Genomic DNA, 21,903 nt, shown 5'->3' on the forward strand with positions numbered 1-21,903 from the left:
TTCTTATGAAACAAATTATAAGAGGTATGCAAATATCAATTTATATGATACTTTTTAGCGTAGTTGCCCAGGAATCAAAAAAACTCAAAATAGGAACAGAATATACTATTCAGTCAGAAATTCTGCAAGAAAAGAGAAGCTATATTATTAATCTTCCTGCTTCATATGATAATACAAAGAACCACTATCCAGTGTTAGTACTTTCTGATGGAGATTATAGATTTATCTATACATCTGGACTTATCGAGTATTTAAGTAAAGAAAACAGAATACCTGAAACTATTATAGTAGCAATACCCAATACAGATAGAACCAGAGATCTTACTCCTACCAATCTTGCTTTTAGCAGTGAAAGTGGTGGCGGAAAGAATTTTCTAGACTTTATTGAAAAAGAACTTTTAACCGAAGTAGATAAAAAATTCAGAACAAACTCATACAGAATACTTACGGGACATTCATTAGGAGGACTTTTTGCAGGATATGCTTATGTATCAAATAGTTCATTTAATGCATATATAGCTACCGATCCAAGTTTTTGGTGGGATTCTCAGTTATTGGTAAAAAAGATTCATCCAGATTTGGTAAAGAACATCAAACATAAACCTATTTACATTTCTAGTGCAGATAATTATAAAAATAACCCACAAGGTGTTAGCGCTATGCGTAATGCTCACGAACTCTTTAGTGTTACATTAAAAAAACATGGAGTTCCAAATTCTAATGTAAAACTCGAATATTTCGAAGATGAAAATCATGGTACTTCTGCTTACAGGAGTCTATATTATGGATTGCTTTATGTGTATGATGCTTTAGAATTGAATGATAAAATTGAATGATAAAATTGAAAAACAAGAAAGATTGCGAATGAATACTATTTCTTTTCAATCTAGATAAATACAATATATGTGTCTACATAAAATAATATTCAGGATTGTATGCTTATTAAGCACAATTCATACTTTTGGACAAGAGGGTAAAGGAATCTATTTAAATACCTCAGAACATTCTATACTTTCAGAGTGGGTGTATAAAGAAATACATTATACAGTGAGTCTTCCTCCTTCCTATGAAAATAGTACTACTTCGAGTTTTCCGGTGGTTTTTCTATTAGAAAGTGATTATCATTTGCATTATGCAACTACAACAGTTGAGGTTATGAGCAAAGAAGGACAGATACCCGAAATGATTATTGTAGGGATTCCTGCATATGATAATGGAAAAAAATATTTTATAGAAGATAAGGTGCTAACCGAGACTGAACTTATAATACGTCAAAACATCCGGATGAACGATAAAAAGTTTCTTAATTTTCTTGAAAAAGAATTACTCCCGGAAGTCAATAAAAATTTTAGAACTAAGAATTATAGTGTTTTAGTAGGTAATGTATCCAATGGTCTATTGGTTACAGAAGCATATCTAAACAATAGTATCTTCAATTCTTATGTAGCTATAAACTCTGGTTTTTGGAAAGAGGAGCTATCTACAATCGACGTTATAGATACTACACTAACCAATACTATAAAGAAGAAACGTTTTTATTTTTCTGGTTTCGATAACATAGAAAATATAAATAGTACTATGGTCGACATCAGAAATAATCAAGAATATTTATACACCTCACTTAAAAACAATGGAATATCCCATAATAATATCAGATTTCAGATTTTTGATGAAGGAAGTAATGAAAGCATTTCTTTAATAAGTCTGTATCACGGATTTCGATTTGTTTTTGAAGACTATGTATTACCAATGTCGGCTACAATAACTATAGATGATGTCGTTAAGCATTATGATGCATTGTCTGAAGATTTAGGAGTTAGTTTCTTACCTCCAGAGAATATAGTAAATATGATTGCTTGGGCTAAGTTTAATGCTAATGAGAGAGAACAAGCTTATGAGCTTTTTGATTTAAATATTAGTAACTACCCATTATCTCATACGGCATACGAAATGCTGGGATATGCATATAATAATGATGGTAAGCATAAAGAAGCTATTATAAGTTTTGAAAAATCTTTGGAAATAAATTCTCATAAAAATGAAAGAATTCTAAAGTTAGTAAAAAACCTAAAGGCAAAGAAATAATATAGTCAATTATAAAAATGATATTGTTTCTATGTGTAAATAGGTAATATAAAGTGTAACCGTATGTATCAATTGATCTAAGCCCAAAAGAGGAAAAAAGATTCGAGGATTCTCTCGATAGCGCATTGTGAGTTTGCTAGTAAAGAAATCGGTGAAGCCATGTAAAAAGCTATTTATTAAAACGTAAGCAATGGCAGTTTTAATAGAAAATAAGAAAACACTAAATGTCGCTAATGTAATAGTATAAACTATAACATGAACGAATAGCCATTTCAGTTCTTCACTCTTTCCCAGAGCCATTTTAGAGGTTTGAAATGCAAAATCTCCCATCCAGTGCGCTATTAGAATCCAGCTAAAGATCATAGCTAAAAGATATCAATTCAGGTTGTTATAACCTAATTGTTACCATAAAGTTTTAATAATTGTAGCCGAAAACACACAAAAAGAGCGTAAACTTAAGTATATTGTAGTATCAATAGTTTTGAACCAAATCGTGAGCTACTTACTCTTTTATGAGATGAATATGCACTAATGTGCATTAGTTATATATAAGTTTAATACTATCAGATGTTTCGTACTTTCCGTCATCGATTGTTATTTTGGTTTCTGGTTTTCATCAGCTTTAGCTTTGTGATTATCATGCTTTCTATTACATATCTTCAAAAGCGAGAAACTGTATTAAAACGAACTGAAGCTATTGAGAAATCTTATGTGATGCTTTTAAAAAGTGCAAAAGCGCAGCAGGATTTTTTTAGTCACGCAAGCAGAGATCCTCAATTCTTTAAAACTGGAGATAATCAATACCTAGATCAGTACCTTACCTTATTAGACAGTACAAGATCGTATCTGATGCAATTAGATTTTGAAGAAGAATCAGCATTAGTAGGAGGGATCGAATTTATAAAATCTGATATCGCAGAAATTGATGCTGTTTTTCTAGAGCTTATTGAACAAATTCAGGCAAGAGGGTATAAAAACTTCAATTTGGAAGGCTCTATGAGAAAAGATGCGCATTGGTTAGAGCAAATTGATGAGATCGCTACAGAAGACATTCTTTTTCTAAGAAGATATGAGAAAGATTATATCATGCGTAACGAATCTGTTTATGTTACTAAACTGAATGAACTAGTTACTAAACTGCGGCAACAAACTCTAAATAGCAGAAGAATATCTAAGGCTCGGAAAAAGACAATCTTATATTATTTGGATGGATATCGTAATAAGTTTATTCAATTAGTAAAACTTGATCAACGTATTGGAATACGGGACAATTCTGGCTTAAAACAGAAACTAGATCAGAAGATAACGATTTGTGAAGAGGATTTTAGCAATCTTGTGTTGTTCACCGAGGAATGGGCAAAAGCAGAATTTAAACAACTTACTATTTATTTTGGGGTGATTTCTTTTCTATTATTGATCGTGAGTATATGGATTAGTGCGCTTATCTCTAGAAAAATTACGAAACCGCTGACAGAACTCACAAAACACATTACACGATTTGTAGATAGTAACTTTACGCTAGAAACAGAACACCCATTGATTCGTACGGACGATGAAATAGGAAGTCTTACTCGCAATTTTTCCTTTCTTAAAGATGAGGTTATTTCTCGACTAAAATTTTTTAAGCAAAAGGTCGATGAACGTACAGAAGAGTTAGCCACCGCTAATAAAAGATTACTTCGCCTGAGTAAAGCGAATAGCCGTTTTGTACCAGAAGAATTTCTTCAGAATCTTGGTAGAGAAAGTATAGAGGATGTACAATTAGGAGATCAGGTAGAACGAGAAATGACAGTAGTTTTTTCGGATATTAGAGAGTTTACTAAAATATCAGAATTATTAAGTCCTCAGGAGAATTTTGACTTTCTTAATGAATATCTAAGCGGAATTGTTCCTATAATTCAACGAAACGGAGGTTTTATAGATAAATTTATAGGAGATTCTGTAATGGCATTGTTCCCGGATAATCCTGATGCAGCGATACAAACTGTTTTCGAATTTGAAGACTTTATCTCGGCCTATAATCAAAGACTTCAGAAAAACATATCACTTCCAATACAAATAGGAACCGGGATTCATACCGGTAAGCTAATTTTGGGAACAATAGGCCATGATCATAGGTTAGAAACAACAGTTATTTCTGATGCCGTTAATACAGCTTCTCGTGTAGAAGGTCTTACCAAATATTATGACGCGAAAGTCATTGGTACTGAACATACCTTATCCAAACTTAAAAATAAAAAGTCATTTCATTATAGATTTCTGGATACGGTGAAAGTGAAAGGGAAAACGAAAACATTATCAGTCTATGAATTTATATGCCCTGGAGAAAAAACAAAATTAAGCTATCTTAAAACTTATAATAAAGGAATAAAGTTTATAGAAAATAAAAAGATTAGAGAAGCAGCAGTCATATTTTCGGAACTACACAGAGTAAACCCTAAAGACAGAGCGGTTGAAATATTTTTTGAAAGATGCGAAAATTATTTAGATAAGAAAACATCCTCCTGGGATGAAATAACACATATGATTACCAAATAATAGTGAATGAAAAAGAAATTTGATCTTATTGTCATTGGCTCAGGGCCTGCCGGTGAAAAAGCTGCAGCAAAAGCAGCATATTTTGGATACAAAGTGGCTATCATAGAAAAAGAACGTAGATACGGTGGTGCAGGAGTACAGACAGGTACATTACCATCCAAAACACTAAAAGAGACTGCCTTATATCTATCCGGAATATATCAGAAAGGAATATTTGGTGTGGATAAACAAATAGGAAGGGAAACAGGAGTACACGATTTTTTATATCGTAAAAATATTGTGACCAATCATATGCATAAAACAGTAGCACATAATCTTAGGAAACATGGAATAGAAGTTTTTGAAGGTTTTGCCAGTTTTATAGATACTACACATATCAAGATATCCGGAGAACTAGAGCAGATTATCGAAGGGAAGTTTATTCTCATAGCCACAGGATCATACCCTTATCATCCAGAAAACATCCCATTTGATGATAAACGAGTATTAGATTCTGATTCTATTCTTAATATTAAACGATTTCCAAAATCTATTTGTGTATTAGGAGCTGGAGTAATTGGCTGTGAATATGCCACAATTTTTGGTGCGATGGGTGTTAAAACTTTTATCGTGAATGATCATGATAAAATTTTAGGGTTTCTGGATTCAGAAATATCCGAAGCACTTGTAGAGCAAATGCGAAAAAATGAAATCAAAATCTTATTTAATAATTCTGTCGTAGAATTTGAGATTTCTGATGACGAAATGCAACCACTAAGGTTAAAATTGAGGTCAGGAGAATATCTTAATGTAGAAATGTTCTTATTCGCTGCAGGGAGAAGTGGGAATATTAAAGGATTGAATTGTGATGGGATTGGATTAGAAACAGGAAAACGAGAAACGGTTTTGGTAAATGATAAGTTTCAGACCAATATCCCTAACATTTATGCTGTTGGTGATGTGATAGGTTTCCCGGCTTTAGCTAGTACTAGTATGGAACAAGGACGCCTGGCAGTCACGAATATGTTTGATACTGCAGATTTAGAATCTATGGCTGATGTTTTTCCGTATGGCATTTATACAGTTCCTGAAGTCTCAATGGTTGGGATCACAGAAGAACAAGCTAAAGCTAGTAATATTGATTATGGAGTAGGATATAGCTATTTTAGGGACACAGCTAGAGGGAAAATTATGGGAGATAATGATAACGGATATTTAAAATTAATTTTTGATAAGAAATCTAAAGTGATAAAAGGTGTTCATATTATGGGACATTTTGCCACAGAATTGATCCACTTTGGTATGCAATTAGTACAAGAGAACAAAACGCTGGATCACCTTATTTCGACAGTGTTTAATTATCCTACATTACACGATTTATACAAATACGCCAGTTATGATGGTTTAGGTAATATCGCAGGTAAAAAGGTAAAGACAGCCGGAGAGGTGATATAGTTTTTGAAAAGAGTTTATTTTTTTATAATAGATATAGGTTTATAAAGAATATTAGCTCTCCAGATTAATTAATCAAAAACTCATCTTACCGGTTACTTTTTAGTTTGATTAGATAAAAATTCACGTGTTTTTACGCATAGATAAATCATCTAATCTTATTAGATTTATTGCACTTAAAACCTTCATAAGATGATAAAATCCAAAATATGTATTGTTGTAGCATTACTAGCTGCAGTTATTACTTTTAGTAGTTGTGATAAACAACATAAGAAAAAGCAAATCACATCAGAAGATGTCGAAGTTGTAAAAGATTCTATTTTGTTTAGTTTCTCTTTTGTAGGTTGCAATAGAGTCCAATATGGTGATTGGCATAATGATAATGCTACAAATGCTTCTACAGCGAATCTTTCGGTATTAAAAAGGATATTTGATGATGTGACCAGTCTAGAACAGAAACCGTCTTTGTTTTTCTTTTTGGGTGATTTGGTACTGGCAGAATCAGATACGATCAATTTAGATGCACAGCTAAAAGCTTGGGTAGAATTATATGAAGATAAAGCCTTTAGTACCATTAGTGATTCTGGAATAGAGCTCGTTGCTGTTCCTGGAAATCATGAAATGTTATTTTATAATACAAGTGATGATAAAGAATACCCTTTAGCAGGTTCTACTCCTGTTTGGATAAAATATATGAAACCATATATGCCAGCTGATCGAAACCATATCACTGGAAAGGATAGTTTAGTGAATCAGATGACTTTTTCTTTTGCGCGTAATAATGTAGGATTTGTAGTAATGAATACGGATACCTATAATCAACCAAATCCACTAACTAAAGAAAACCCTTATGGTTTTGAAGGCCTAATACCTACACAGTGGATTGTTAATCAAATTAAGCAATACAAACAGAATCCAGATATAGATCATATTTTTGTTTTAGGACATAAGCCTTATTATGTGGATGGTAAACCAGAAACCGGACATAAGGGATTTCCTGAGGGTCCAGTTCTTTGGCCAGAACTTCAAAAAAATGAAGTTGTAGCTATGCTATCTGCTCATGTTCATGATTATCAGCGTATGCAACCAGGCGGCACAGGCACTTACCAGATCATTGCAGGAAATGGTGGAAGCAAAGGACCAGCTGCCTTTTTTGGTTATAGTACGATTAATATTATGAGTAATGGAGAAGTGCAATTTATTTCCAGAGGATTTGATAAAGGGAGCCCTTACTATCAAGATGTACCTAGCAATCCTATAAAAGTACAAGATAGTACCATGTTAACTTGGTCTAAGAATACTAATCCTTATCAGAATAATTAGTGAAAAGATGTAATACCTTTTGATTTTCAGCCGGAATCATATTCTATTTGGCTGTAAAAAAATCAATTTTTGTAAAACGATGTCACTTTTAATAAAATAGTATCTAATGTTTCTAATTAGATTTACAATGAAAATATAGATAGCAGTATAAAATTTATCATTATTAAATAATTTATTCTACAACTATATGATAAATTGATATGTTTTAATAAATCTGGAATATCAAATTTTTATTGTAATTTATATTCAGTACTTAAGTATAGGATAATTTAAGTTGTATGAATAGAAAACCGTTTTTTAAAAAACTAACAATTATACTTAGTATTGTTTTATTTTACCAGAATTCCTGTTATAGTCAGGAAGGTAAAACGGTAAGGGAGCAGATTGATAGTTTACAAACGCTTCTGAAATTGAAACCTACGGATAGCTTATCTATATTTATAGACCTTACTGATTCATATAATAACCTTCAAAACGATTCTGCAAATATTTATATGGACAAATCTTTATCCATATTAAATACGGCTGTTTCTGATAATAGGAAAGTTTATGAGGTACTAACACAAAAACATTCGTTTTTCGTGCAAAAGTATGCAATGGATAGTATAAAAAAGATAAACCTTAAGAGATTAAACATTGCAAATGAAATAGAGGATGATGAACTAGTTTTTGATTGTTATAGCGATATCGCTGCCTATCAAGTAGTAATGAGAAGATTTGATTCAGCAACTTATTTTTTTGATAATGCTAAATTGATTCTGCCCAAAATTAACGATAAGGAATCGATAGCAAGTTATTATACAAATTTAGGAATGTTTAATGCAGAAAAAGGAGATTTTGATTCTGCAATTAAAAACTACATAATAGCTTTAGAAATACAAGAGGATCTTAATGATATATATGCACTAGCTTCTATATACAATAGTATTGGAGTACTGTCTTGGCATACTAACGAAATGGAAAAGGTCATATATTATGTAGAAAAATCACTTCAGTATAGTAGGGAAATAGGAAATGAAGGACTGATCTGTACTAATTTGTATAATTTAGGAAGTTGTTATCTGGAATTAAAGAACACTAAAAAATCTTCAGAGCTTTTAAATGAAGCTTTAGTATATGCAAATAAATTGGAACTCGAATATATAAAAGCTGATATATATAACAACTTAGGAACTGTTTCTGTTTTAGAAAAAAAGGATTATGCTACGGCTATTGTTTATAATAAAACGGCATTAGAAATCTATAAAAAAACAGGCGATGAAAAAAGATATATAGCAACTCTACGAGGTTTGGCTAAGAATTATCTTAATAAAGGAGATTATGAAAAATCTAAGATAATAATTGATAGTGCTTTAGTATTATCAAATCAGAAAAAGATTATCGAGGAAAAACCAGATCTTTATAAATTGTTATCCAGAATAGATTCAATTAGAGGAGACTACCTTTCTTCTCTTATAAATTATAAAGAATCCATACGAGTATTAGATAGTTTAGAAAAAGTTAAAAGCAGGGATGAAATTAAAGAATTACAGGTTAAATTCGAAACATCCCAAAAAGAAAAAGAGATTACCACCCTGAATAGCGAAAATAAAATCAAAGAATTACAAATCGTACGCCAACGATATCAGAATTATATATTATGGGCAATTTTGGGAATGTCAGCCATAGCTATAGGAAGTATTTTTTTCCAGTATAGAATCAAAAAACGGAATAACCTGTTATTATCAAATAAAAATGAAGAAATAGAAGACAAAAACCAGACCTTGATCGATAAAAGTACGGAGTTAGAGAAAGCATTAGGAGAAAAAGAAGTTTTATTGAAAGAGGTACATCATCGTGTAAAAAATAATCTGCAATTAGTGACTAGTATTCTGAATCTGCAGGCAGATAGACTTAATGACAAGAAAATTGAAGCCTTTGTAGAGAGAAGTCAAAATAGGATTACATCTATGGCATTAGTGCACCAGATTCTATATTCTAATGATAAAATCGAGCATATAGATTTTCATAAATACTTATTGAAATTAGTAAAAGCGGGTTATGATTCTTTTGACTTTAATGATCAAAAAATAAAGTATACTATTGATGCAGAAGAATTCTATTTTCATATCGATACCGCAATACCAGTAGGAATTATTGTCAACGAATTGGTGCATAATGCATTTAAATATGCGTTTGATGGAAAGAAAACCGGGATACTAGGAATTAAGGTATATAAAGAAGTAGAAAAAATAGCCATTCTTATAGAAGATGATGGTATTGGAATTTCGGAAAAAGACCCTAATAAAGAATCATCGTCATATGGTCTCAAACTGGTAGAATTATTAGTAAGACAAATAAACGGGGAAATGATTGTAAGTAAGAATAATGGAACATCGATTAAAATTTTATTCGAATATTTAAAACCTTAACCAATCATGTCTAAAAAAATACTAATTGTAGAAGATGAGTTGATCATAGCTGCAGATCTGGCTCGTATTCTAAAAAACAATAGCTGGAATCCTGTGGCAACTTGTACCAGTGTTGAAGAGGCTTTAGAACAGATAGAATTGTTATCCCCTGATATGGTACTTATAGATATAAATTTAAGAGGTAAAAAACAGGGTACCGATGTTGCTAATTATCTATTAGAAAAAGATACGATTCCATATATTTTTATTACTTCTTTGTCTGATAAATTGACACTTGATGAGGTTAAGAAAACCAGACCTATGGGGTACATTATCAAACCTTTTAAACCAGAAACTATTATTTCCACTATAGAAATAGCTTTTTCTAATCATAAACACAGAAAATTAGATCCAGTTCGTAATTCCGAGACTCCAGCAAGTGATATCCCTTTTAAATTAAGAAAAGTTACCGATTACATAGTCAATAATTTGGATAAAAAACTGGTAGTAAAAGAACTCGCAGAAATGACGAATTGGCAACACCATCATTTTATAAGAAATTTTAAAACTTATATAGGATCTACTCCTTACCAATATATACTAGAACAAAAGATCAATAAAGCAAAATCACTACTTACTGAAACTGATTTGCCAATATCCACCATCGCTTATGATCTGGGTTTCCAAAGTCATTCTAATTTTAGCGTAACCTTTCAGAAAAGTATAGGTACAAATGCAGAAAATTATCGAAGAACCTATAAAAAAAGATGAACTTATTCTTTATGATGATCCCATTCTTTATAGAGATATACTTAAAAAAACTTTGTAAGTATATCTCTAAAAATAGATAGAAGTATTTATAATAGTAGAAAGCCAAAACAATTTATGATTAGACAGGACTAATCCAAATCTTCTGTTGGATTTAAAAATCGAATACTATTTCAGATTAAAAGAATGACAATTATTCAATATAATAATCTCTTTGAGTTTAATAAGAGTATAAACAATGTAAAGAATAATGTTCCCTAAATACGTAAAAGTTGATAATTTAGTCATTTATAGTAAAGCGTACACAATTTTAATAAATCCATTTATAATACAATAACATAAATTTGTCATTGAAATATTTCTGATAAACAAGAAGTTTTAATAAATACGGAAAAAACTAGTATCTGATCAGTTTTCCAGATTATTATTTTTTGTTAACTATTAAAATAAGTTAAAATCTTAAAACCAAAAACAATGATAAATTATAGAAAAATTTTTTATTTAATGTCCTGCATACTAATGTTATCATTAGTAATTACATCTTGTGAAAACGAAGAAACAGGGGCAACTTCAATTGAGGCTCAAATTGAAATTGATGATAAAGCCATTGAAAGCGACCCGGACTACCTAGCATTAGAAAAATTACTTATTAATAATATTTCTTTAGTACAGACTTCCTTAAAAAACAATAATGTTTCTCTTACTGAATATAAGAAAGTAATTATAGATAAAGATGAGGAAAAAATGCAAGAAATTTTTGATAAAAATCAGATAAAAATTTCAGAGAATTTTCTTTTAGCAAAAATGCATTATGAAAGTTTAATTTCAAAATTTCCTCAAATTGAAAAAGAAGTGGGAACCGGCATAGATTATAATAACTTGTCTAAATCTGAGGCGGAAAATTTATTCCAAAATTTGGACAAATCTGATTTCTTAGATGTTACTTTTATTGGAAAAAACAATAGACGTTGCGGTTGGAGATATATCACTTGTTTACTAGCAGTTGGATTACCTGCTTGGGCTTGTGTGATAGGAGGTTCTCCGACTATTGTTGTATCTGCTGCCTGTATAGCTGGATATGGAGCTGGTGCTATACTTTGTATGGATTCTTATTGTTGGGTTTTTTAAATAATTCATAACAAAAATATTCAATCAATTGGAGCTGTTTAAATAAGCAGCTCCATTTTTTTGTTGTTTATACCTACCTAGTCACTACAATCTAAAATCCAGTGAATACATTTTGTATAGAGGATCTCATATAACATCTACAAATTCAAAAGTACTTGTTTAAAGAGGTATAAATGTTCTTAGAAGGAATTTTTATGTTAAATAAAGTTAATGTCAATTTTTATAAAGCAGCAGCATTTTTTAGAAAGCCCAAACTAGTCTTCTCTCGTACATTTGCATCGTCAAATAATAAAAGTTAAATATTTAAATTACAATAAGTTATGAGGTTTTATTTAAAAACATTTACAGTATTAACGTTTGTTTTTTCTTCTGTATTATTTATTTCTTGTGAGAAAGAGGAAATCTTAGACGAAACAAGTATTGGAATTGAAGAGGATACTGAAATAGTAGAGGTAGAATACTATGGTGAAAAAATATATGTAGAAAAAAAAGGGAATCATTATGTAATGGAGGGTGATATTTTAATAGATGTGGATGATAATAGGAAGAGTAGTGGTAAAACTGGTGTTTTATGGCCAAATGGAATTGTGTACTATGCTATATCTAGTAATGTATCCGACTCTCAAAAACAAATTATTACTAAAGCAATGAATCACTGGAAAAATAAGACAGTAATTAAATTTGAGAAAAGGACAAATCAACAAGCTTATGTGAATTTTGTTGCTACAGGTGGTTGTCAATCTTTTATAGGTAGAAAAGGAGGAATGCAAGAGCTAAATGTTGGAGGATGTATTAACCGTGAATTGTTGATTCACGAATTAGGACATACTGTTGGTTTATATCACGAGCACAATAAGTATAATAGAGATCAATATATTAGAATATTATGGGATAATATACGAGATAATTTATTTAGTCGAGCACAATATAAGAAAAATACTACTGCATCAGGTAGAGACTTTACTACTGGAATAGACTACGAAAGTGTTATGATATATAGAGCAGGAGTTACTGATCATGCAATAGATAGAACCAAGCCTGTTATGGAAAAGCTTGATGGAACAGGTTGGTCATATCCTCCAGGAACTTTAACTGCTAATGATATTCGTGGTGTAAATTTAATGTATGCTAATTCAGTGCCACTAGCAAGTGATATTTCTAATCATTGGGCACAATATGAAATAAACCTTTTAATGAGAATGGGACTAGTATCAGGATTTTCTGACGGAACATTTAAACCAAATAATCTTCTAACAAGAGCTGAGTTTGCTGCATTAATTGCTAGTATTATTAAACCTACTGAAGAAATTAGACCTGATATTAATTTCCCTGATGTACCTGACACGGATTATTGGGCAATTGAAGCAATATCTCTAGCAGTAAAATCAGGATATATGTCTGGATTCCCTGATGGAACATTTAGACCAAATGAGAAAGTAACCCGAGTTCAATTATTTGTAGCTTTATCAAGTGGATTAAGATTAGATGGAGGAAGAAATTCTGATTTAGATTTTTTCTCTGATAGAGGTGATATTCCTAATTGGGCAATAGATAATGGTAGGGTTGCTGATGCTTACGAAAATAAATTAATTTCAGTTTACAATTTGAATAATTCAATAACTAATAAATTACGCCCCAATGAGAATGCTACAAGAGCAGATGCTGCAGTAACTTTTCATCAGGCATTAGTATTTTTAAATAAAGTAGAAGATACTTCAAATAGATATTTGGCTTTACCGCCACTATAATAGTAATAATAATTTTTAACCCTTCCGGTAGTTATTAGACTACCGGAAGGGTTTTTTTATACAACGAATACATGTTTTAATCGTTTAGATCCCAATTATATTCTAAGTATTGAATTTTTGCAGAATCATTCGCTTTTATAGTAGCATAGGTATTAATAAATGGAATAATACCTTTTTTAAAATCAACACCATACCATTCAAATATTTTGCTAATTGCTATGATGTTTGCATTGATTTCATTTTTGGTTGGGTCATTGATCCAGGTTTTAGATAATTTATTTAATTGATTATTAAGTTTGGTAGGAGTGAAGGCTTCATTTAATAATTTAGGGCAGGAGACTGCCGCGCAATTAAAAGCCACGTGTAACCTTGGTTCATTAAAATTTGGGCGAACAATTGTGTTTTCTATTTCATTTAAGGAGTATACCTTACTCCCTGACTTTATAAATTTCTTATCCCAAGGTTTTCCGTTGTTAATATCCTTAATACTTTTTACTGGATACGCACTCGCAACTAAGTGGATTGTTGAAGCGTTATAGAGATTAAACCAATATGATAATTTTTCATTTTTTGTCCAATCCTTTTGCGGAGTAATATTCTGAAGATGTAATAAATAAGTATCTATTTCAGAAATATTAGCTTTAAAACCGCTATAGTTTACTTTTCCTGAAGCAGAAACGTATTTTTTAGTCAATAGATTCCAATTGGAATGATCAGGTCTAATTTTTTCTGTTTCTTTTGCTACAATTTTTTCTTTTGTTTCTTCTTTTACAGGAGTATCATCTTTAGTTTCTTCCTCAACTTTCTTTGTGTTTTTAGAATCTAAAATCGAATCTTTAGTTTCTTTATTTTCAATCACTTCCGTATTGGTAATTGTATCTTCTGTTTGAGGTTTATTGATAGGGTCTTCTGTAACAATGGTATTTTCAATTTGAGCATTCGTTTTCTTTTCTTTCTTATCAGAAGCACATCCCGATATAAAAAAAAATGTGAGTAGTAAAAACACCTTTTGCATGATATATTGTTTTAAACTGATACTAGAATAGTCTTTCTTTTTTTTTAGAAAATTGCCTAAAAAATCTATTTTAAGTTGCTGAGAATAAAATCTAACTTTTTATTTGCATTCATGTTTTTTGCAAAAGAATCTGTCATATGAAGACTCTTTATGGATAATCCTAATTGTTGTAATCGATCAATTGCACTTTTATTTTCCAAAGTTACTTTACCGGTTAGTAATGCATCCATATCCTGATTAGAATAATAGTAATCATAGACTTTTTTAAGTCCTGTGAGATAGAGATAATCCTTAGTAAAACCACCACCACGATGTACCCTTAGGGTTATTTGCCAAGCTGTTTCTTTATCCAGTTTATATTGGTTATATAGCAGATCAAAGGTATCTTTAAAATCATATCCTTTGATTAGACTGTCTGCGGCTATAACACGATAAGCTAATTCTTTCATTCGTTTTAGCGTTAAACAGCCGGACATATATTCACTAAATACAGCAAGTCCTTCTTGGGTCTCTGTATTATTAACAAAACCATTAGAAAAAATTTTCAGCGGTTGACTTTTTCCATTAAAAGTAGTAACCATATGTACCCCAATCTCATGATTAGCCAGTACCATTAAGTCATTGTCGCTAAACTTATTGTTTTTCTTTAAAACAAGTGTTTCTGAAGCATTAAGAACCATAGCAGCTGCAGAGATATGGGTAGATTTTTTGATAGTAAAGTCAAAGTCATAACGCTCAGCAAAATTTCTGAAATATGCTTCAGCATCCGCAGCAGTATGCTTTTTTGCGAATTCTTCTCTTGGATTTTCATCTTCAAAATGAAGAATAAATCGTGCATTTTCTACATCACGTTCTTTGGGAGTACCGAAAACTTTTAATGAATTGTAATAAAAATTCTTCCCGCGACCAATCGTTTCAATACATTGAATCAATCCAGAATATTCATAAATGATATCTTGATATAGTTTTCTGATCTCTTCATCTTCAATTCGTTCTAACCGTTGACTAAAAAATAGTCGTTGTAATTTATATGGGTCGAATTTTATTTTTCGATAGTTAAATTTTGGATTAAAACGATATTTACAAGCAAAAAAGCTCTTTTTTTCCTGTTCAATATTTAGTGGATTCAGATAATTAAGAAGTTCAATGTTCTTAACAAGTCTATCAAGATTTTGATCAATTTCGAATAAATCTGAGTATGTATCTACAACATCTTCGATCATATTGTTTTTTTAACTAAGTACAAAAATAATAGATTAAGTTTTCAGAAACACTACTTTGGATTAATAAAGCTTTGATAAAATGATTGAGCATGTTTAGGGAGTCTAACTTTTAATTCTTGTTCGATCGCATAAACTACTTCGGGATAGATAATATAATCCAATTCGTGGCAATATATTTTAGAAAACTCAGTCGCCAGTACCAAAGTATTACTAAAATGGTTGGTTATGTATTTTAGAAAATATCCATTTCCTTGAAATGTATCATTAATAGCAGCTGTCATTTCTGTTGCATTTGGAAGTTTAATTTCTGATAGTGTTTTACACCAAGAATCTATTAATGAAGAAAATCTATTATTATCTATATTAGTTGTCCCAAGATTTACAACAGGAACATCTCTATCCCATCTTTTTCGGTTATATGAGTGTATATCATACACAATAGCCCCATTATATTTGGATTCAATTTTGGAAATTAAGGCGTGAACTACCTCATAAAAGTTCTGATGTTTTTTAAGAGAAAATTGTTTCGCATCAGCAGTTAATGGGTTCTCCCATAGTTGTTTTCCCCAGGCATCTTTATAAATTGCATTTTCGGGGTCTCTATTAAGGTCATACTCAAATCTTGAATCACAGCCAGCAATCACAATAGGATGACTTTGTACCATCTGTTTTGTAGCTGGATCTTCTTCATACCATCGTTCAAATTCAGTATGTAGGCAATTATCCCAAAGTTCTTTTCTAAACTGATGCCCGTCATGAACTGCTCCACAAATATAAAAAGTGTAAGAATCAATTTTAATAGAAAATGAATAATCTTCTGTAATGGCATGAAAAGGTTCTTCAGCATTTATTTTACGAATGATTTCATCAATAGAAAGCTTAAGCATCATCCACCGTTTTTCTTAGTTTGGCTTTTCTATCAAATCTGCTAACTCGTTGAACTACTTTATCCTCAATAAAATCTACTACTTTTTCTTGTAATCTTACTTTATACTTTTTGTTGATATAAGTAATTCCTCCCGGACTCATCACATTTACTTCTACCAGCATACCGTTGATAACATCAATACCTACAAAATATAATCCATCTTTAACAAGTTTAGGACCTATTAAACGACATAATTCTTTTTCTTGTTTTGTCAACGAATGCTTTACCACAGAACCACCTGCAGTAACATTAGATCTATGATCATCCTCTCCTGGAATTCGACGCATAGCACCAATAGGTTTTCCATTTAAAATAAGAATACGGACATCACCCTGATCAGCTCCTTCGATATAGTCCTGAAGTATTACGTAGTTAGTGGTACCATCTTTATTGTCTATATAAAAGTCTAATAAAGAACGAATACTTGTCATAGCTCGTTTTTCGATCAAAATAACGCCAGAACCTCCAAAACCATTAAGTGGTTTAAGAATCATTTTATCGTTTGTAGACTCTTTGATCATTTTGATCAGATAATCTTTGTTTTTAGTCACATGAGTTCTTGGAATGAAATGCGTGTCAATACCATCAAATGCAGCTGTGTAGAGTTTATTGTTTGATCTTCTGATTCCATCAATATCATTCATAATAAAAACATCATCTTTTATGGAATCCAGAAAATTGAGCATAATCATATCTAGTGGAGGATTACTGCGTAAAACAATCACATCAAATCCTGCTAACGGCAACATCTCATCTCTAAATGTTGTTTTAATATAAAACGACTTCATAGAAGAAGAAACTTTCTCTTGACGGTTAATAACTTTACAAAAAGAATAGGTAACACTATCTCTAATCGTTAGGTTTGATGGTGTTGCCAGCGCAACTCCATGTCCTCTCTTTGCAAATTCGTGTATTAGTGTAAGACTAGTATCATTCTCTGGATCAATATCCTCCCAAGGGTACATAAGAAAGCAAGCGTTCATGAGTAATATGTGTTTTAGAAAAGAAAAATAATAAATTTTGTGTTTAGATACCTAAAAAAGAAATAAAACTTACAATAATTTAATCTAGATAATGATCTTACTCACAGGCTACGTTAACTACGACTTCATTTAATTTCTCCCAAACTGGATGATCAATTTGCTGTGGCGAGATTCTGAAAATGACTAGATATTTGTCAATTTTTTTACAAGGTGTATGCCTAACTACAATATTGAGATTTACTTCTTTTTTAGTGGTAAATGGATCGTAGGTTAATACTTTACCAGCATAGGACTGATCGTCAATCTTTTCGAAAAAAGCTTTGGCCTTTGGAAGGTTATTTAAAGATTGAGAATTAGGTTCCGAAACTGCCTGTACTAAACCGTTAAAATAGATTTCTAGTTCTGATTCTAAAGTATTAGTTGATAATTTTGGATCTTCATCTAGATACCAAAGAAATGCATAAGAAAAATACTCCTTAGAATCTTGTTTACCCCATCCTGGAGCAAATCGAACATATTCAGTACCTTTATAGTTTAGAGATGGTGCGAATGATAAGGGAAATTCTATCGTTTCTTTTCTCCAATTATCGGGAGCGGATAAGAGATTGATGGATGTATCCTGTTTATTACATTGTATAAATACCAGTAAGATGATAATAAAAAATGGTATGGTTTTTGAAAAAGTCATATAGAAACGATTATTTTAAACAATAAAAATACTAATTGTAAAATTATTTATTGTTTTTTATAAATTTGTGAAAGGAAAGAAGGAAAAGTACGAATACAAAAATTTAAAAATGAAATTATATAAGTTTAAAACATTACTACTCTTTATTTTTTGCGTTCAGATTTCAATGGCTCAATCGTTAGATGATCAAACTGAGGCTGAGATAATTAATATACAGAAAGATATTGTTGGTAAACTTACCGGACACATACCAATAAAAGGGAAAAAAAAGTTATCAAGTCGCGCCAGTAAGTCTGAACGGAAAACCACAGCAGATTATTTATTTAATTCCCTCAAAGAAATGGGCCTTAAACCTAAACGTAATACTTACAACGTACAGGATAAAAAAGGAAATCAATATAGTGGAGCAAATGTCTATGCAGATATTCCTGCAACTAATGGAAGTGATGAGTATATTGTTTTAGGTGCTCATTATGATACAGCAGAAGGCAGCCCCGGAGCGGTTCATAATGCAACTGGAATAGCCTTAACCATTTATGTAGCCGAGAAATTAACAAAATTAGCCAATAGAAGCATTAATTTTATGATTGTATTTTTTGATCAACAAGAAACTAATATGATTGGTTGTAGAATGTTTGTTAAAAAATTACAAGATGATAAATATAATATAAACTCTATGCATAGAGTGGATTATGTAGGATGGGATAATGATGAGGATAGGGCTATAGAACTATTAGCTTCTAATATAAGTTTAGAATCTGCGTATCGATTAGAATCGGGTGTTCCTGTGTTTAAAAGAAGAGTTTCAACTCCAGAAACAAGGGTTTTCTCTACTTTGGGGTATGAAACCATTACTATTACAGCAGAATTAATGAATGGAGATAATTCTCCATATGTTCATCAGGCCGCAGATAAGTATACAACAGTTAATTTTAAATATTTAGCCTCTACGTCAGATATTGTTTATAAAGTGATGAAATCTCTTTCTAAATAAAATATTACAAATACATATTTTTAAAGGAGTTCTTCTATTTCAGTAAGAACTCCTTTAATTTTTTATAATCATTAGTCTTAATACTTACCTTTGGCTTATTCATTACTTTTTGAATCTGTGGAGGTATTGGGATTTTGACATCTAAGGTTGTCTCGACAATATCCAAGAACTTAACCGGATGCGCCGTTTCTAGAAAAACACCATATTCATTTTTCTGTAAATTATACTCTTTTAGTCCTAAATATCCAACAGCTCCGTGAGGATCTGCAATATATTTACTTTGATTATATACTTCCTTCATAGCATCTCTGGTAGTAGCATCATCAAAACTATAGGCAGAAAAATGATGCTTTAAAGATTCGAATTTATTATCAAACAATTGCTGAATTCTAATAAAATTACTAGGATTCCCAACATCCATAGCATTGGATATAGTTGCTTTAGAGGGTTTTGGGTCATAATTCGATGTTTTCATATATCGAACTACAGTATCATTCACATTAGTAGCTGCCACAAAATGTTTTACTGGGAGTCCTAGTTTGTGTGCTACAATACCCGCACAAATATTCCCGAAATTACCACTAGGAACAGAAAAAACAATTTCTTTTCCTTTGCTTTTTAGCTGTTTATATGCAAAAACGAAATAAAACAATTGAGGTAACCATCTGGCAATATTAATAGAGTTAGCTGATGTTAATTGCATATGATCCGTAATACTTTCATCCAGAAAGGCCTTTTTAACCATATCCTGACAATCATCAAATACTCCATCTACTTCTAGCGCAGTAATATTTTGACCTAGTGTAGTAAGTTGTCGTTCTTGTATATCACTAACTTTTCCGGAAGGGTATAGAATTACTACATCCACACCTTTTACGCCTAAAAAACCTTGTGCGACAGCACCTCCTGTATCTCCAGAAGTAGCAACAAGCACTGTAACTTTATGATCATTGTTTCGATTAAAATAACCTAAGCATCGGGCCATAAACCGAGCTCCTACATCCTTAAAAGCCATGGTTGGACCATGAAAGAGTTCTAGAGTTCCAATATTTTTCGTGATATCAATTACAGGAAAATCAAAACTTAATACATCTCTAAGAATATCCCTTAACTCAGACTCTGGAATTTCATCACCCACAAATTGTTTAATCGTCTGAAAACCAATTTCTATAGTATCTAGATTTTCTATGTTGTCAAAGAAAGATTTCGGAAGTGGAGTTATACTTTCCGGGAAATATAATCCTTTGTCTGGCGCTAACCCTTTGATTACAGCTTCAGAAAAAGAGACTTTAGGAGCCTTATTGTATAAACTATAGTATTGCATTTGTATTCTAATTTGTTATTTTGGAACTATAGCAGAAAACTCTATTTCTACCAGGATATTTGGATCTATTAATTTTGAAACTTCCACCATCGCTGTCACTGGTTTTATTTCCTTGAAGTATTCTCCGTGAGCTTTACCAATTTCTTCCCACTTAGAGATATCTGTGCAGTATATTCTGGTACGAACTACATGACTAAGATCAGCATTTAATTGATTTAGAACTTTTTTCACAGATTCAATAATAGCAACAGTTTGTTCATATTCATTGGTTCCTGGAGCAGTAGTACCCGAAACTTCGATAGTATTTTCAATTTTTATAGCTCTTGAGTACCCCACAATGTCTTCCCAAGGAGAACCCGTCGCTATCTTTTTTATTTCTTGCATGTCAATCAATTATTTTTATTCCTTGACTATTGATTTTAGAAATATGAATATCAAAATCAAGTCCAGTTTTAATATATACTTCTCTTATGGCTTCTGCTACATTTTTTGCAGTATCCATGCCTTTACTTAATGCGAAAATTGAGGGTCCAGACCCCGAAATCCCACATCCCAAAGCACCTTTTGCAATAGCGGCTTTTTTAACATTTTTAAATTCAGGAATCAGAATAGAGCGCATAGGTTCTACAATAACATCTTCTAAACTACGACCGATAAGACCATAATCCTCCGTAAAGAGTCCGGATACCAATCCTCCAACATTTCCCCATTGCTGAATTGCCTGTTTTAGGGTTACATTTTGTTTGATAACAGATCGCGCATCCGAAGTTTTTACTTCAATTTGTGGATGGATTACGGTCATTACCAAATTTTGTGGAGTATGTAATTTGATAACATCTAATGGATCATAACTTCTAACTAATGTAAATCCACCAAGAAGGGCAGGAGCTACGTTGTCCGCATGTGCGTTTCCACTAGCAAGTTTTTCACCTTCCATAGCAAAAGCTATTAATTGATGTGGTGTAAAAGGATGATCCAGAAGATAATTCAGTGCCCAAACAGCTCCTGCGCTGCTTGCTGCACTACTTCCTATGCCACTACCTGCTTTGATTTTTTTATAAATCTCAATATCAACACCTACTTCCTTATCGTAATTTTCTAACAAGGCTTCAACCGCTACGCCCGCTACGTTTTTCTTTGTATCTAAAGGCAAATCTGCTCCTTCAATTTTGGTAATTCTAACTCCTGATTCTGAAGTCAACGAAATGATCATTTCATCTCCCACAGTATCTAAACAACATCCAAGCACATCAAAGCCACAAGAAAGATTGGCTACAGTAGCAGGAGCAAAGATTTTTATACTTTTTATTGACATCTTATTTTCATTGTATCGTTTG

19 protein-coding genes are annotated in these 21,903 nt (G+C 31.7%); 10 read left to right on the plus strand and 9 right to left on the minus strand.

Going from position 1 to position 21,903, the window contains the following annotated elements:
* The first annotated feature begins 5 nt into the window (after positions 1 to 5).
* Entirely contained in the window at positions 6 to 836 is an 831-nt protein-coding gene (locus Q0910_RS22805) for an alpha/beta hydrolase-fold protein (protein ID WP_299221940.1), read from the plus strand.
* 67 nt (positions 837 to 903) lie between these two features.
* Complete coding sequence (locus Q0910_RS22810) at positions 904 to 2,085, plus strand: alpha/beta hydrolase-fold protein (RefSeq protein WP_299221942.1); 1,182 nt, start codon at positions 904 to 906, stop codon at positions 2,083 to 2,085.
* Between the two features lie 9 nt (positions 2,086 to 2,094).
* On the opposite strand, the gene Q0910_RS28690 is transcribed toward Q0910_RS22810, so the two are convergent.
* On the minus strand, positions 2,095 to 2,448 hold the full coding sequence (locus Q0910_RS28690; RefSeq protein WP_366142700.1) for a DUF3307 domain-containing protein: 354 nt from the start codon (positions 2,446 to 2,448) through the stop codon (positions 2,095 to 2,097).
* 204 nt (positions 2,449 to 2,652) lie between these two features.
* On the opposite strand from Q0910_RS28690, the gene Q0910_RS22815 reads away from it, so the two are divergent.
* From Q0910_RS22815 to Q0910_RS22845, 7 genes are all read left to right on the plus strand, one after another.
* Positions 2,653 to 4,623: an adenylate/guanylate cyclase domain-containing protein gene (locus tag Q0910_RS22815; RefSeq protein ID WP_299221945.1), complete on the plus strand. Its 1,971-nt coding sequence runs from the start codon at positions 2,653 to 2,655 to the stop codon at positions 4,621 to 4,623.
* 6 nt (positions 4,624 to 4,629) lie between these two features.
* Positions 4,630 to 6,057, plus strand: a complete 1,428-nt coding sequence (sthA, locus tag Q0910_RS22820) for a Si-specific NAD(P)(+) transhydrogenase (protein ID WP_299221947.1) — start codon at positions 4,630 to 4,632, stop codon at positions 6,055 to 6,057.
* 189 nt (positions 6,058 to 6,246) lie between these two features.
* Positions 6,247 to 7,377, plus strand: coding sequence for a metallophosphoesterase family protein (locus tag Q0910_RS22825; protein WP_299221949.1), 1,131 nt, complete (start codon positions 6,247 to 6,249; stop codon positions 7,375 to 7,377).
* A gap of 278 nt (positions 7,378 to 7,655) precedes the next feature.
* Positions 7,656 to 9,788, plus strand: coding sequence for a histidine kinase dimerization/phosphoacceptor domain -containing protein (locus tag Q0910_RS22830; RefSeq protein WP_299221952.1), 2,133 nt, complete (start codon positions 7,656 to 7,658; stop codon positions 9,786 to 9,788).
* 6 nt (positions 9,789 to 9,794) lie between these two features.
* Positions 9,795 to 10,538 carry a response regulator transcription factor gene (locus tag Q0910_RS22835; protein ID WP_299221954.1) on the plus strand — a complete coding sequence of 248 codons (744 nt, stop codon included), beginning with the start codon at positions 9,795 to 9,797 and terminating at the stop codon, positions 10,536 to 10,538.
* Between the two features lie 471 nt (positions 10,539 to 11,009).
* Positions 11,010 to 11,663, plus strand: a complete 654-nt coding sequence (locus tag Q0910_RS22840; RefSeq protein ID WP_299221957.1) for a hypothetical protein — start codon at positions 11,010 to 11,012, stop codon at positions 11,661 to 11,663.
* A 320-nt stretch (positions 11,664 to 11,983) separates the two neighbouring features.
* On the plus strand, positions 11,984 to 13,411 hold the full coding sequence (locus tag Q0910_RS22845; RefSeq protein ID WP_299221960.1) for a M12 family metallopeptidase: 1,428 nt from the start codon (positions 11,984 to 11,986) through the stop codon (positions 13,409 to 13,411).
* 76 nt (positions 13,412 to 13,487) lie between these two features.
* Here the strand turns inward: Q0910_RS22845 and Q0910_RS22850 are convergent, their stop codons facing one another.
* The 5 genes from Q0910_RS22850 to Q0910_RS22870 all read right to left on the minus strand — a co-directional run bounded on the left by Q0910_RS22850 (position 13,488) and on the right by Q0910_RS22870 (position 18,248).
* The gene (locus tag Q0910_RS22850) at positions 13,488 to 14,426 is read right to left on the minus strand and encodes a DUF547 domain-containing protein (protein WP_299221962.1); all 939 of its coding nucleotides are present in this window, start codon (positions 14,424 to 14,426) and stop codon (positions 13,488 to 13,490) included.
* A gap of 65 nt (positions 14,427 to 14,491) precedes the next feature.
* Positions 14,492 to 15,649 (minus strand): flavohemoglobin expression-modulating QEGLA motif protein, encoded by a 1,158-nt coding sequence (locus tag Q0910_RS22855; RefSeq protein ID WP_299221964.1) that lies wholly within the window; start codon positions 15,647 to 15,649, stop codon positions 14,492 to 14,494.
* Between the two features lie 50 nt (positions 15,650 to 15,699).
* Positions 15,700 to 16,536, minus strand: coding sequence for an N-formylglutamate amidohydrolase (locus Q0910_RS22860; protein WP_299221965.1), 837 nt, complete (start codon positions 16,534 to 16,536; stop codon positions 15,700 to 15,702).
* Complete coding sequence (gshB, locus tag Q0910_RS22865; protein ID WP_299221967.1) at positions 16,529 to 17,560, minus strand: glutathione synthase; 1,032 nt, start codon at positions 17,558 to 17,560, stop codon at positions 16,529 to 16,531. Before gshB ends, Q0910_RS22860 begins: the two co-directional genes overlap by 8 nt.
* Before the next feature lie 97 nt (positions 17,561 to 17,657).
* Positions 17,658 to 18,248, minus strand: coding sequence for a hypothetical protein (locus Q0910_RS22870; protein ID WP_299221970.1), 591 nt, complete (start codon positions 18,246 to 18,248; stop codon positions 17,658 to 17,660).
* 109 nt (positions 18,249 to 18,357) lie between these two features.
* On the opposite strand from Q0910_RS22870, the gene Q0910_RS22875 reads away from it, so the two are divergent.
* Positions 18,358 to 19,242, plus strand: a complete 885-nt coding sequence (locus tag Q0910_RS22875) for a M28 family peptidase (protein ID WP_299221973.1) — start codon at positions 18,358 to 18,360, stop codon at positions 19,240 to 19,242.
* A 34-nt stretch (positions 19,243 to 19,276) separates the two neighbouring features.
* Here Q0910_RS22875 and thrC read toward each other — a convergent pair whose 3' ends face one another.
* Genes thrC through Q0910_RS22890 form a run of 3 tightly spaced genes read right to left on the minus strand, consistent with a single transcriptional unit; the run spans position 19,277 to position 21,881 of the window.
* On the minus strand, positions 19,277 to 20,566 hold the full coding sequence (gene thrC / locus Q0910_RS22880) for a threonine synthase (protein WP_299221976.1): 1,290 nt from the start codon (positions 20,564 to 20,566) through the stop codon (positions 19,277 to 19,279).
* A gap of 15 nt (positions 20,567 to 20,581) precedes the next feature.
* Positions 20,582 to 20,950 (minus strand): RidA family protein, encoded by a 369-nt coding sequence (locus tag Q0910_RS22885; protein ID WP_299221978.1) that lies wholly within the window; start codon positions 20,948 to 20,950, stop codon positions 20,582 to 20,584.
* A gap of 1 nt (position 20,951) precedes the next feature.
* Entirely contained in the window at positions 20,952 to 21,881 is a 930-nt protein-coding gene (locus Q0910_RS22890) for a homoserine kinase (protein WP_299221981.1), read from the minus strand.
* Positions 21,882 to 21,903: the final 22 nt, after the last annotated feature.

It is taken from the genome of uncultured Aquimarina sp. (assembly GCF_947495315.1).
GTDB lineage: Bacteria > Bacteroidota > Bacteroidia > Flavobacteriales > Flavobacteriaceae > Aquimarina.

Excerpts from the sequence above, each read along its gene's own strand:
- gshB (WP_299221967.1), bottom strand. The coding sequence starts at position 17,560 with ATGAACGCTTGCTTTCTTATGTACCCTTGGGAGGATATTGATCCAGAG.
- thrC (WP_299221976.1), bottom strand. The coding sequence starts at position 20,566 with ATGCAATACTATAGTTTATACAATAAGGCTCCTAAAGTCTCTTTTTCT.
- Q0910_RS22840 (WP_299221957.1), top strand. The coding sequence starts at position 11,010 with ATGATAAATTATAGAAAAATTTTTTATTTAATGTCCTGCATACTAATG.
- Q0910_RS22890 (WP_299221981.1), bottom strand. The coding sequence starts at position 21,881 with ATGTCAATAAAAAGTATAAAAATCTTTGCTCCTGCTACTGTAGCCAAT.
- Q0910_RS22850 (WP_299221962.1), bottom strand. The coding sequence starts at position 14,426 with ATGCAAAAGGTGTTTTTACTACTCACATTTTTTTTTATATCGGGATGT.
- Q0910_RS28690 (WP_366142700.1), bottom strand. The coding sequence starts at position 2,448 with ATGATCTTTAGCTGGATTCTAATAGCGCACTGGATGGGAGATTTTGCA.
- Q0910_RS22855 (WP_299221964.1), bottom strand. The coding sequence starts at position 15,649 with ATGATCGAAGATGTTGTAGATACATACTCAGATTTATTCGAAATTGAT.
- Q0910_RS22845 (WP_299221960.1), top strand. The coding sequence starts at position 11,984 with ATGAGGTTTTATTTAAAAACATTTACAGTATTAACGTTTGTTTTTTCT.
- sthA (WP_299221947.1), top strand. The coding sequence starts at position 4,630 with ATGAAAAAGAAATTTGATCTTATTGTCATTGGCTCAGGGCCTGCCGGT.
- Q0910_RS22860 (WP_299221965.1), bottom strand. The coding sequence starts at position 16,536 with ATGCTTAAGCTTTCTATTGATGAAATCATTCGTAAAATAAATGCTGAA.
- Q0910_RS22885 (WP_299221978.1), bottom strand. The coding sequence starts at position 20,950 with ATGCAAGAAATAAAAAAGATAGCGACGGGTTCTCCTTGGGAAGACATT.
- Q0910_RS22810 (WP_299221942.1), top strand. The coding sequence starts at position 904 with ATGTGTCTACATAAAATAATATTCAGGATTGTATGCTTATTAAGCACA.
- Q0910_RS22875 (WP_299221973.1), top strand. The coding sequence starts at position 18,358 with ATGAAATTATATAAGTTTAAAACATTACTACTCTTTATTTTTTGCGTT.
- Q0910_RS22830 (WP_299221952.1), top strand. The coding sequence starts at position 7,656 with ATGAATAGAAAACCGTTTTTTAAAAAACTAACAATTATACTTAGTATT.
- Q0910_RS22835 (WP_299221954.1), top strand. The coding sequence starts at position 9,795 with ATGTCTAAAAAAATACTAATTGTAGAAGATGAGTTGATCATAGCTGCA.
- Q0910_RS22870 (WP_299221970.1), bottom strand. The coding sequence starts at position 18,248 with ATGACTTTTTCAAAAACCATACCATTTTTTATTATCATCTTACTGGTA.
- Q0910_RS22825 (WP_299221949.1), top strand. The coding sequence starts at position 6,247 with ATGATAAAATCCAAAATATGTATTGTTGTAGCATTACTAGCTGCAGTT.
- Q0910_RS22805 (WP_299221940.1), top strand. The coding sequence starts at position 6 with ATGAAACAAATTATAAGAGGTATGCAAATATCAATTTATATGATACTT.
- Q0910_RS22815 (WP_299221945.1), top strand. The coding sequence starts at position 2,653 with ATGTTTCGTACTTTCCGTCATCGATTGTTATTTTGGTTTCTGGTTTTC.